General features: G+C 35.4%; 5 protein-coding genes. All 5 read right to left on the reverse strand.

Annotated elements, in window-relative coordinates; genetic code table 11:
• Positions 1-4 precede the first annotated feature (4 nt).
• The gene (locus ACODSI_RS07345; RefSeq protein WP_488916188.1) at positions 5-3,262 is read right to left on the reverse strand and encodes a VCBS repeat-containing protein; all 3,258 of its coding nucleotides are present in this window, start codon (positions 3,260-3,262) and stop codon (positions 5-7) included.
• The gene (locus ACODSI_RS07350; protein ID WP_488916189.1) at positions 3,255-6,560 is read right to left on the reverse strand and encodes a VCBS repeat-containing protein; all 3,306 of its coding nucleotides are present in this window, start codon (positions 6,558-6,560) and stop codon (positions 3,255-3,257) included. Before ACODSI_RS07350 ends, ACODSI_RS07345 begins: the two co-directional genes overlap by 8 nt.
• 152 nt (positions 6,561-6,712) lie before the next feature.
• A complete protein-coding gene (locus tag ACODSI_RS07355; RefSeq protein WP_488916190.1) occupies positions 6,713-8,212 on the reverse strand; it encodes a RagB/SusD family nutrient uptake outer membrane protein in 1,500 nt (499 codons plus the stop codon).
• Between the two features lie 10 nt (positions 8,213-8,222).
• Positions 8,223-11,228, reverse strand: a complete 3,006-nt coding sequence (locus ACODSI_RS07360; protein ID WP_488916191.1) for a SusC/RagA family TonB-linked outer membrane protein — start codon at positions 11,226-11,228, stop codon at positions 8,223-8,225.
• A gap of 340 nt (positions 11,229-11,568) precedes the next feature.
• On the reverse strand, positions 11,569-13,572 hold the full coding sequence (locus ACODSI_RS07365) for a kojibiose hydrolase (protein WP_488916192.1): 2,004 nt from the start codon (positions 13,570-13,572) through the stop codon (positions 11,569-11,571).
• Positions 13,573-13,726 lie beyond the last annotated feature (154 nt).

Here is a 13,726-nt window from a genome sequence, read left to right on the forward strand (position 1 = left end):
TTTTTTATTTTTTCAAACTTGGTAATTCGTATACTTCTGCGGGTTTATTGTTGATGGTTATCAAAAGGTATTTTTGGCCATTGACATTCAAGACATCCAAATGTCTAACTGCTTTTTGGGTCAAATCGATTCCAATTTGATTGCCTAATAAAATAGTTTTATCATTTTTGATTAATGCTCCCGAAAACCCGTCAAATCGACTGTGGTAAGGCGTAACACCAAAATAATTTCCGGCGGCAAAAACTTCTTCTTTCGCATCGCCATCAAAATTAGATTTTACAAAACATGTAATTGGTGCCACTTGCAAAGCATTTGAAAACGGTACAAAAGTAAATTTGCCATTGTTGTTTTTCAAATAACCCGATTTTAAAATGTGAACTTCATACAATTTTGCTTTGTCCAACAACGCTGGATCGAAGATTTCTTCTACGGTTTTTCCGGCAAAATCTTTATAGGCATTGAACTTCTTTTTCACCAATCCGCTGAACTGTTCTGCTAGTTCATCCAAGCCCATTGTAGTGTAATATTTTCCTTCTTTTTCAATGGCTACAATGGTTTCAAACGATTCGTTTTTATCAAAATCATCGTAGTACATCTTCATTGGAAATTCTTGACTAGCTTTAAACTTCGAATTCAATCCCCAATTTCCAACCAAATAATCTAAATCGCCGTCTCCATCAATATCAAAAGGTTGAATCGACTGCCACAACCCGTTGCATTTTTCGGGAAGAATTGTTTCGGTTACGTTAGAAAATCGTCCATTAGTATTGGCAAAAAAAGTAGGTTTCATCCATTCACCAACTACAATTAAATCGGTTTTTCCATCGTTGTTAAAATCAGAAAAAACGGCATCAATCACCATTCCTATTCCCGAAAATGTTTTAGCTTCTGTAACTGTAAAATTACCCTTATTGTTGTTCAACAAATAGCAATCGGAAGTACTTCCAAAACGATTATTCTTCGAATTATTTCCAACAAATACATCCATATCGCCGTCTTTATCATAATCAAAAGCTTTGACAACCGAGGCATTTTGCATTAAACTTGGCAACGTTGCCGCTGTTAAATTTTTACCCAAATACAATCGATCTTGCAAATCGGAAGCGTTTTGACCGCCACCAGAAGCCACGAACAAATCGTTACTTTTATCATTATTAAAATCGGCAATTACGGCTGATGCATCTTCATAAATTGCATCTTTTTCTATAGTCGGATATACTTTTTTAGAAAATCCATTGCCGTTTTGAAGGAAAATTTGAGCCGGAATATCTTTCGCACCACCAAAGAAAATATCATCTTTTCCATCGCCATTCAAATCGCCAATAGCGGTTGCTGGACCTCTGTCAGAACGTTGGTATGGAATTAATTTTTGATAGACAAAATCAACAAAATCATTTTCTTGATGTGTGAAATTGATGCCTAAATTAGCATTTGTCTTTTTGAAAATTGGCAAAACTGTTGGATGCAATCTAGTGTAATCAAAAGGTTTTCTGGTAGTATTCGCTTTAATTGTCAAGGTTTGATTGGTTTTAACACCTTTCAAGGTTTGGTATGTTCTATCAGGCCAAATGACCACAATCGAATCTACCTTGGCTTCTTTTTTATATCCAAAATGAATTACTGGTTCGGAAGACGACTGAAATCCTCGCGTTGTTTGCAATTCTTTGTACTGTTTTTTCCCTTTTGCATACGAAATCACTTTGGTTCCAATTCCGAAAGTGTTTTTACCTTGAAATTGCAATTTAATTTTTAAATAATTCGATTGCGCATTCGTTTGATTGATATAAATTGAGGCTTCACTATTCAAGTTATTGGTTACCACATCTAAATCGCCGTCATTATCTAAGTCGGCATAACCGCTTCCATTAGAAATTATAGAATCATTTTCAATCCAATCGGCCGATTTATTTTTAAAGTTCAAATCCGTTCCACCTTGAAAAACATAATTGGTTACTTTGCCGCTTGGCATGCGTTTTAAAGCTTCTTTATCCAATAATTTAGTAGCACTGATTTTGGTTTTTACGCGATCGTTCGAATAATATTTGATGTAATCCAAATCGTTTGGACGCTTCGGAATTCCGTTGCACACAAAAATATCTTGTTCACCATCTTGATCGTAATCGGCAAAAAGCGAACTCCAACTCCAATCGGAAGCTGCCACACCACTCAGTAAAGCCGTTTCGGTAAAATTTGTACCGCCTTGATTGATTTGCAACATATTGCGCGTGTACTGGCAATGATAGCCTAACTTTTCGGTGCGCACTTTGAACATTTGAGGGTTGTCATCTCCGGCCGATGATTTTAGCACTTTTTCATTCTCAGGAAGCATGTCAAGCGTCATGATATCTGGGAAAGCATCGTGGTTGATATCGGCTACATCAACACCCATTGAGAAACGGCTGGTATGCCCAAAATGTTGCTTCAAACTTTCCGTAAAAGTTCCGTCTCCGTTATTAAGATAGTAATAATCATCTTCGTGAAAATCATTACAAACGTAAATATCGGGATAGCCATCTTGATTAAAATCGGATACGGCTAAACCTAAACCATAGCCGTTGGCACCACCAAAAATTCCGGCTTTCTCGCTAATATCGACAAATTTTCCATTGTCGTTTCTGAATAATTTATCCCCACATTCGTAACTTCTTTTCTTGCGAATGTCGGCATTTCCATACGACAATTCCGAGTGTACAGCATGATTAAGCAAGTACATATCTAAATCGCCGTCTAAATCGAAATCGAAGAAAGCTGCCGACGAACTGTAGTTGTCTAAATCCAATCCATATTCGGCTGCACTTTCGGTAAACGTGTTATTTTTATTGTTGATGAACAATTCGTTATGGCCTTCAAAACCATTAATTCCTACTACGGCACACACATAAATATCCAAATAACCATCGCCATTAACATCGGCCATAATAGTTCCAGACTCCCAATCGCTGGTGCCCTCAACTCCTGCTTTGGCAGAAATATCTTCGTATTTATTGTTGCCTTTGTTTAGGTATAATTTGTTTTTCCCTTGATTGGAACTGAAATAAATATCAACCAAACCGTCGTTATTGATATCGCCCAAAGCCACACCTCCACCATTATAGTAATAGAGGTAATCTAGTATAGAAATGTTTTTCTTAGGATCGAGTTCGTTGGCAAAAGTGATGTTACTTTCGCTCGAAGGCAATTTCTTAAACAACAGATTTTCTTGTTTTTTAGAACAGCCAACCAGAAGAATCGAAACGAAAAGGAGTTTATAAAAATTAGTCATTACGCTTGAATATTTTCGGCTTGTTGTCATTTACCACAGCAATTATCGTTGCCGAATTGTTTTTTGTTTTAATTATTTTGATGTTTTTGACTTCACCTTTAATGAAAATACCTGATTTTTCATTTGGAACCCAAGTATAGGTGCCGTTTTTATTTCCTAGCAATACACTGCCATAATTGGCGTCCAATCGAGCATATTGAGGTTTGAATTCGTATTGATTTCCACCCAAAATTAAATCTAAAATTCCATCTTTATTAACGTCCATAGTGCAAATGGCATTCACACTCGAAAACTGTACTTCTTTTGGTAATGCTTTCATTTCAAACTGCCCGTTGCCTTTGTTAATGGCCACCGAACTTTCTTGAACATAAGCTGTTTTTATAATCGAATTGGAAACCACTTCGGGTGTAAAGATTTCTTGAACCGATTTTTTGGCATATTCTTCATAGCTCAAATTCTTCTTTTTGATAGAAGGAATTTGTTTGGCTAATTCGCCTTTCATGTGAATCGGCATGTCTTTTCCATCGATGGTTCGTGATGAAATTTGTTCGATCGTTCCATTATTATCAAAATCGTTGACAAACATTTTCATAGGACTCTCTTTGGTACATTTATAAGAGGTATTAGTTCCTTTGTTTCCAAAAATTAGGTCTTTTTTACCATCATTATTCAAATCGACGCAAGAAACCGTGTTCCAAAATCCTTTTTCATTGGTTAAATTGTTTTTGAATTCCGCCAAACGTCTACCGGTGTTTTTGAAAATAACTGGTGCCATCCAATCGCCTACAATAATCAAATCTTTTTTAGTGTCGTTGTCAATATCTTCCCATATGGCATCGGTAATCATTCCAACTTCATTCATTTTGTAGGCCTTTTTATCAGTACTATTGGTAAAGTTTCCTTTTCCGTCGTTTTCTAATAATAGGTGTTTCGGGTCAATTCCGTATACGCCTGGCACACTTCTACTTCCTATAAAAACATCGGTGTCGCCATCATTATCAAAATCATATGGCGCAATAACCGCTACATTAGCATTTGTAGTTGGTACTGCCGAAGTACTTTTTGTAAACACTCCTTTTCCATTATTAAGATACAAACGGTTTTTATAATTGGCTTGATCGGCTTTTTCATTGCCACCAGAACCCACAAGTAAATCAATATCGCCATCATTATCAGCATCAAAGAAACTTGCAGCCGTATCTTCATACATAGCATCACTTTCTATTGCTGGTTGATTAGTTGGTGTGAAATTAGAGTTTCCGTTATTGAGGTAAATTTTACCCGGAGTTCCTTTGGCGCCGCCAATAAACAGATCGTCATTTCCGTCTTTATTGATGTCTGCTACAGCTAGTGACGGTCCTTCTTGCGATAACATTTTAGAAATTAATCCTTCATAATCAAAGTCGATGTAATCATTTTCTTTGTGAGGAAGTAAGGTATTCGCTTGCTCTGAAAATAGTGGTTTCACTATTTCTTTTTTAGGAACAAAAGCGCTTTTAGCATCGGCAATATTCAAAGTAATAGTTGCATTATTGGCTACTTTTTTAATCGTTTGAAATTTATCATTTGGCCAAATAACTTTTAACGAATCAATTTTTTTGGTTCCAATTCCGAAGGTCATCACATAATCAACAGACGATTGAAATCCGCGAGACGGAATCAATTCCTGACGAATAATTTCTTTTTTAGCATACAATTCGACTATGCTTCCGATGGCAAATTTATTTTGTTTATCGCCTTTAAGTTTGACTTTAACAAAGTGGTTGTCTTTATTTTTTTGTGAATTATTTTGATAAACAAAAGCAGGCATGTTAACATTATTGACAATCAAATCTAAATCACCATCATTATCTAAATCGCCATAAGCCGCACCATTAGAGAAACTTGGGGTTCCTAATCCCCAATTTTGAGCTTCATTGGTGAACGTTAAATTTTTATTATTTCTATAAGCATAATTTGGAATTGGTGTGCTTGGCATTTTATTAATGATATTTTCCATATCATCTTTTTTTCCGGTTATTGCCATCTTTTGCATCACATCATTGGCAAAAAAGTCCACAAAATCTTGATTGGTTAGGTCGTGGTAAATTCCGTTACACACATAAATATCCTTATAACCATCATTATCCATATCAAAAAGTAGAGCTCCCCAACTCCAATCGGTTTTAGCTACTCCTGCAAAACTAGCTATCTCATTAAACTGTCCATTTTTGGAGTTCAATTGCAAGGTGTTTTGCATATATTGATTGAAAAAATCGAGGTTTAATTTTCTTGTAAATAAGTCGTAATTGTCGAAACTTGTAGTCGTTTTTGTTCGTTGATCACCTTCGGGTAACATATCAGTAGTGAAGATATCTGCTAAACCATCGTTATTGATGTCGGCCATATCAGCACCCATAGACGATTGACTAATGTGTGTAGCCCAATTCTGGATTTGTTCGGTAAAAGTGCCGTTTTTATTATTAATATAAAGGTAATCTCTTTCGTAAAAATCGTTAGAAATGTATATGTCTGGATATAAATCACCATTAACATCACCAACGGTAACGCCTAATCCGAAACCAATAAGACTACCGTAAATTCCGGCATCTTCGCTAACGTCTTTAAATTTTCCATTGTCATTTCGCAACAGTCGGTCGCCACCACCTTTCAGAATTGGGTTTACATCCCAATCTTTATCTCGAAGTTCGCGTTTGTTAGAATAATTCAAACTGCTTACTGGTATAAAGCTGTTATTTAAAATATAGCAATCTAAATCGCCGTCTTTATCATAATCAAAAAAGGCAGCATGTGTAGTAATTCCGGTATCTGCAAGGTTATATTCTTTTGCTTTCTCAGTGAACGTTAAATTACCATTATTGATAAAAAGTTCGTTATCTTGTTGATCCCCTTTATTACTTCCAGCGTTACACACATAAATATCCAATAACCCATCTCCATTAATATCGACCATAACCACTCCTGTAGACCATGATTTGGTTCCTTGAATTCCGGCTTTTTTGGAGATGTCTTCAAATTTAAAGTTGCCTTTGTTGAGATATAAAGTATTGGTTCCTTGATTGGAAGTAAAATAAACATCCGACAAACCATCGTTGTTAATGTCTCCAATTGCAACACCACCACCATTATAGAAATTTCGGTATTTGAAGATATTCATTTCTTCTCCATTTTTAACTTCATTGACAAAGTTAATCCCAGTATCTGATGAATCAAGTTGGGTAAACAAAGCGTCTTCACTTTTGGAACACCCAGTAAATACTAGAGCTAGAAGTGAAACTAATGCTAATTTTTTATGCATTTTGATAAAAAGATATTTAATTTTTGTGAAGTGATAATTCAAGCACAATGTATGATTTTTTTTGAGAAATTTGACAAAAAACAGCAAAAAAAAGAGGGCAAAAATTGCCCTCTTTTGAAAATATAACTCAAACAAAACTAACAAACGTTTTATTAGTATCCAGGGTTTTGTTTCAAATTAGCATTGAACAAAGCATCCGCTGGAATTGGGAATAAAAGATATTTAGGATCTGAGTTGTATGGTTTTAATTCTCTTGAATCTAAGAATTTACCAAAACGAATCATATCATTTCTTCTCCATCCTTCCCACCATAATTCTCTTCCTCTTTCTGCATATACACCATCAAGTGTGTTTGGAGCAGGAGTAACACCAGCTCTAGCAGCAATATCTGCTAAAATAGTTCCTGCACTTCCTGTTCCACCTCTCAAGATAGCTTCCACTTTCATTAGAAGAGCATCTGAATAACGCATTAAAACCAAGTCGTTATCAGGATTTCCTAAGTTACCACTATCTGGAATGTATTTCATACCGCGAATTCCGGCTGTTTCTAAAGTAGCACCACTAGTGATTAATGTAACAGAAGGAGTAAATACTAAAGGACTACCATTTCTATCTTGCAACGGCGTCACTCCACCTGGAGCGTATTGTTGACCTACGTTAAATCCTACTGGATTTCCTATACTAGCAATAATACCTGGTGTAGAGTATTTAGCTCTAGCATCTGTAGCTCCAAAACGGTTGTAATATTCTGATAAAGTAGCAAATCCATTCCATCCTGAAGGAGTTTGGTTGTAGTGTGTACCCATTCTCCATTTAGACTGCATGTTTCCACCTGCTCCACCTTGGATATTTTTAGAAGAAAACAATACCTCGTTAGAGTTGTTGTTATCTGGTGCAAAGTTGTCCCAATAGTTAGGAGCTAATGAACTGTTGATTGCATCTACATGCTGAACTACTTTAGTCATGTCAGCAGCAGCGAAGGTTCCTGATCCATCAAAAACACCTTTGTTAAGGTACAATTTAGCTAATAAGAAGTGAGCAGCATCACTATTCACGATACTAGCATCTCCAGCAACTCTTGCAGGTAAACTACCAACAATGGCTTCTAATTCAGAAATGACAAAAGCAGTAGCTTCTGGACGAGACCAAACTTTTGGATCGTCTAACAAATTAGAACCTGCTGGTCTATACGGTGCTTGACCAAATAAATCTACTACATTATAGTAATAGAATGCACGTAAAAAACGAGCTTGTAAAACTTCAGAAGCTGTCCCACCATTTTCAATTACAAGATTACAATTGTAAACGTTTGATAATAGAGAGTTCCATGCTCCTCTAACTTCACCGTGATCTGGTGCCCAAGTTTGCGTGTGAATTTGTCTCCAAACTCCATTATCATCCCAGTCACCACCACGTGTTGGTCCAACCATTGCATCTGTAGACATCTCGTCTAATGCATACATCATTCCTTGACCGTTAAAATCTCTTAAACCGTTATATGCAGCAGCTAATGTTGCAGCGGTATTAACAGATCCTCCAGCAGATGAATTATTAGCAACACCGTCTAATATTTCTTCATCTAAATTAGTACAACTTACGGTTAAGGCAAGTGCACTAAAGCATAAAAATCCTTTTAATAAATTATTTTTCATAGTTTTTTAATTAAAATGTTACATTAAGTCCTATAGCAAATGCTTTTGAACGCGGATATGATAAGTAATCAATTCCAGCAGATGGAACTCCATTTAATGATTTATCAGTATTTACCTCTGGGTCGAATCCAGAATATTTAGTAAATAACAATAAGTTTTGTCCATTTACATAAAAACGTGCTGATTTGATTTTCAATTTATCTAATGTTGCTCCAGTAAATGTATATCCAAAAGTTAAGTTACCCATTCTTAAGAAATCTCCTTTTTCTAAGTATTTAGTAGATGGAGAGTTAGGATCCCCTTGTGCTTGAGCTGAAGTAGCCACATCTTCAGGAACGTTTCTTCCACCTTGGAAAGCACCTTTAAAGAAATAAGCATTAGCAGTATTGTTGTAAATATAGTGACCAAAAGCACCATAGAATGAAGCAGACATGTCAAAGTTTTTGTAAGCCATGTTAGTTGTGAAACCTAAGTTCATTTTTGGCAACCCTTGTTTCCCAACTAATTTTTTAGCTGCTAAACCAAGTCCAGAATTATTACCCGCTGCATCAGCATAGATTGAGTTACCACTTGCGTCATAACCTCTCCACTCATACATATAGTAGCTATAGATTGGTTGGTTATTAGTAACTACTTGAGCATAAGCATTAGATAATCCTTGACCATTTAAAGCCCCTGCTTGAATAAATCCAGCGAAGTTTTTCATAGTATTTTTGATGAATGATGCGTTAGCAGAAACATCCCAAGTAAAATCTCCTTTGTTAATGATTTTGTAGTTTAAACCAACCTCATATCCTTTATTGATTAAGTTCCCATCAAGGTTCACATATCTTGGAGATGGTGGTCCTGGTTGAGTTGAAGCAGCAGGTACTGGGAAAATTAAGTTCTTAGTATCTCTATTGAAGTAATCAACATTTCCAGATAATCTGTTTTTGATTAACGTAAAATCAACACCAAAACCATACGATTTAGTAGTTTCCCATTTCAAATCAGTGTTTGCATTTGAATCCACATTTAACGCTCCATTATTTCCATAAGAAGAACGTGCAATAGCAGAGTTAGGTGCAAATTCTTGGTTACCAGTAGTACCAAAGTTAGCTCTTAATTTCAATGAATTAGCTAATCCTTCTTTACCTTCGAATACTTTGTATCCTAAACCAACAGATGGGAATGAACCATATTTATTGTTAACTCCTAATTTAGTTGAACCGTCTTCGCGAAGCGTAGCAGTTACTAAGAATTTTTTGTATAATGTAGCATTAATTCTAGCATAATAAGATTGTAATTGAACTCTACTTCTGTAAGAAGAAACTCTAAATTCATTTTGCAATCCTCCTTCAATGTTGTCAATCAAGTTCACTTGAGCTGCATCGTAACCTTTACCTGAAGAATAACTTCCATCAGCATTGTAATCGTAATATGAATATCCAACTAAAGCATCAAAAATAAAGTTATCATTAAACGTTTTATTATAATTCAACGTATGCTCAAATGTTTTGTTGAATTTATTGTTATTGATTAATGCGGCTTGACCATACTTAACAGTCCCTGTTCCTGGCTCAGTTGCTTGAGCAACGTTTTGAATATGGATCGATGGTAATAATTGTGATTTTCTAACAGAATTAGATCCTTCAACACCAAATAAGAATTGGTAGTTTAAGTTGTTAGAAATTTTTAAAGTCGATTTAATACTAGCTAAAATTTTGTTTGTGTTAGTATAATCTTTGTATGAATCTAACAATTGAACTGGATTTAAATAAGTATCGCTTCCATAAGCTCCAGTTGGGTTGTTGTACCCTGGATTGTAGTATCCGTCAGGTGAATTATCATAAATTGGGTTAGTTGGATTCCAGTATAAAGCAGCACCAATTAAGTTACCAATAAAACCGGCATTGTTAGAGATTAAAGTAGCTTTATCTTTAATTCCTGCATAGTTAATTTTTGATTCGATTTTTAAATTTCCACCAAAGTAATCGTTAGTGTTGTTTAAAGAGAATGTATATTTATCAATACCTGTGTTTTTAACGATACCTTCTGTATTAGAAGCTCCGAATGATAAACGAGTACTTGAATTTTCTGTCGATTTTGAAAACGAAACATCGTTGTTCACTGTTAATCCACCACGTAAAACAGCGTCTTTCCAGTTGTATACTCTTGAACCTGTATCTGTACCACCATTTCTTACAAAAGTATTACTATCCATCACATCCAATTTACTTGAAAATTTGCTGAAAGTTACGTTTGTACTGAAATTCAATTGTGGTTCTTTCGATTTTGATTTTTTAGTGGTAATAACAATTACACCATTGGCACCACGAGAACCATAAATTGCTGTTGAAGATGCATCTTTAAGGATGGTCATACTTTCAATATCATTTTGATTCACAAAGTTCAATGGGTTTCTTGCTGTTGAAGTACCTAATAAATCATCTCCTCCTGCAGAGATATCACCACCATCCAATGGCACACCATCAATTACGATAAGTGGTCCATTTCCAGAACGGATAGACGAGTTTCCACGAATTCTGATTGAAGACGCAGCTCCTGGCTCACCACTTGAAGAAGTAACTTGTACACCTGATACTTTACCTCTTAATAAATCTGCTGGTGAAGTTGCAGAAATGTTGTCAAAATTCTTAGAGTTTAATTGATCTACAGCGCCTGTTGCATCTTTCTTTTTAACAGAACCGTAACCAATAACTACTACCTCTTTTAACTCTTGTAGGTCTTCTCCCATAGTAACGTTAAGCGACGTTTTTCCAGCCACTTTAATTTCTTGGGTTTTAAGACCAATGTAACTGAATACAAGAACTGCATCTGAAGCTACATTTTTAATTGCATAATTTCCATCTAAATCTGTTAATTGGCTGTTAGATGTTCCTTTAACTGTAACTGTTACACCTGGTAACGGTCCTTTACTGTCTGACACTTTTCCCGTCACATTTTGTGCAAATGCAAAACCCGAAAAAAACATCGTTAGAAATACTAAAAAGCCCTTGAGTAGACTATTTTTCATACGTAATAAATAGGTTAGTTAATAAATTGATTTATAATATAAAACCAAACGTAATTTAATTTTATGAAAACTTTAAGAAACCTTATATCGAAAACGTTTTCGAAATTCCGAAAACGTTTTCGATTGATAATGAATTACATAAAAAAAGTACTAAAAAAATACTATATGTATAAAAAAAGAGTTTTAAAAAAATATTATCTTCTTTTTTTTAGAAAATTTTGGGAAAATTGTACGGTTTTCAAGGCTTTTGAGTACTTTGAACTAAATTTAACTACAAATCCCTTCTGTTTTAATGAAAAATCATCCAAACAGAAGGGATTATGACTGAATATTCTTGAAACTATTCTTTTATAAAAATGGTTTCATTGTTTACTCCAAGACCAATTATCTTCAATGATTTCCATTGTTTAGGCAAAATACCTTTGTTGAATTTTAATCCAGAATCGGTTTGTTCTACGCCTCCAAAACCATAAAGTATCGCTTGCAACATAGCACCTGCTCCTGTGGCAAAATAAGGATTATTACTGTTGGCTGATTCTGAGAATACTCCAAATGGCGGACGACTATTGGGCAAATACGCTTTTACAAAATGCTCATAAGCTTTATCTCTATCGCCCAAACGCGCATATAAAACCGATAAAATTCCATGAGCCATTGCTGGACCGTCTTTTTTATCTACTTTTTCAGAATAGTACGCCAAATCTCTTATAATCTGGTCTTTATCAGTAATAATGTGTAACGGATAAGCCAACAAATTGACATCGCCTTGCTTGATGATTTGACCCGTATAGCCTTTGTAATTTTGTGTAATGCCATTTTCTTTATGAATTACAATATGATCTGAAACTTCTACCCATTTAGGATTAACAGGCTCGCCTAAAATAGTAGCAGCTTTAATTGTGTTGCGCAACGCTTCAATAGCAGACCCATTTGTAAAGGCATTATCATCCACATGTTGTGCATACTCATCGGCTCCTACCACATTTAAAATGGAATAGCTTCCATCTGCATTTTTAACTACGCGACTTACCCAAAAATCGGCTGTCTCTTTCAAAACCTTAAATTCACTTCGCAACCACGATTTGTCTTGAGTTAAGGCATAATAATTCCAAAAAGCAATGGCAACATCGGCGGTTATGTGTTGTTCAAAAATACCTGTTAACGCCCAAGTTGGGGTAGCTTCTTCTCCAGTATCGTCGCTTTCCCATGGAAACATAGCACCTTTGTATCCATAAATAGTGGCTTTTTGTTTGGCTTTTTGCAAGCGATCCGAACGGTAATCCAAACACGATTTTGCCAATTCAGGCTGCAAGGCCAATAATGTTGGATACATCCAAAGTTCTGAATCCCAAAAAATATGACCGTTATACCCTTGAGACGACAATCCCATAGGGGCAATACTTTGACGAGTTTCTGGCCGGATAAACGAATACAAATTATACAAAGCAAAGCGAACACGTTGTTGTGCATCCAAATCGCCTTCAATTTGAATATCACCTGTGTTCCACAATTCTGACCAAGCTTGTTTGTGTCGTTCTACCAATTTATCGATTCCTTCTTGCAACGCAAAAATGGGTTGACGTTCCGATTCGTTTAATGGATCGGTGATATCTTTGGACGTGCAAATTCCTCCTGCTATTGCAAATCTATATTTCTTTCCTTTTACTAATTTTTTGGTAAAACCAACTTCATCTCCTGTTTGTTTCAACGTTTCTTTTTCTCCATCAAATAAAAAAGTGGTGGAAGCTGCAATAGTCACTTTTCCGTTCATTGTTTTGGCTGAAGTTCCAAAAACAGGCATCAAAAACTGATTGTCTTTTAACACACGATACTGCCTTTTAGCTTCTTTCAATTCGTCGGGAACCACCATATAATTATTGACTGAAATCTCGATATCTTTCTTGGGGGTAATTTCGACAATGGCCATCGCCGAATACGGAATGGCTCGGTTGGCCAAAATCGTATAATCAATGTTAGCATAGTCTTTAAACGAAAATGAAACCGTACTTGTACCTTCTTTCATGGATACGATTTGACTCCAATTATCGATAGTATTGGATTGTATCATTTCGTTATTGATACTCAAATGCAAATTCAAAAACTCAATACCACGTACAATTTTACTGATGCCATTTTCAGGACTAGGTTGATACACCCCATTTAGGATGATCTCTTTGGTTTTAAGCGGCTCGTCATTGGTAACAATTCCGATTTGACCGTTAGCCATGGCAACACCAAAATAATTTTGACGTGAATTAGCCGTTAAATGCCATTCGTCTGATTTGTTTTGACTCAAAACAGACCATGTGGCACAATATAAAAACGCTACTAGTTTGAATTTCATAATTTAGGAATATTTTATCCTCAAACTTATCATTTATTTTTTTTATATTTAAGATAATTGTCAAAAGTGTAATTATGTAGCAATCGAAAACGTTTTCGGTTTTATTATGCAACTGTATTAGAATCAATCGGATGTTTCTTTCAGATTATTATAT

It is taken from the genome of Flavobacterium sp. FG139, from assembly GCF_057809695.1.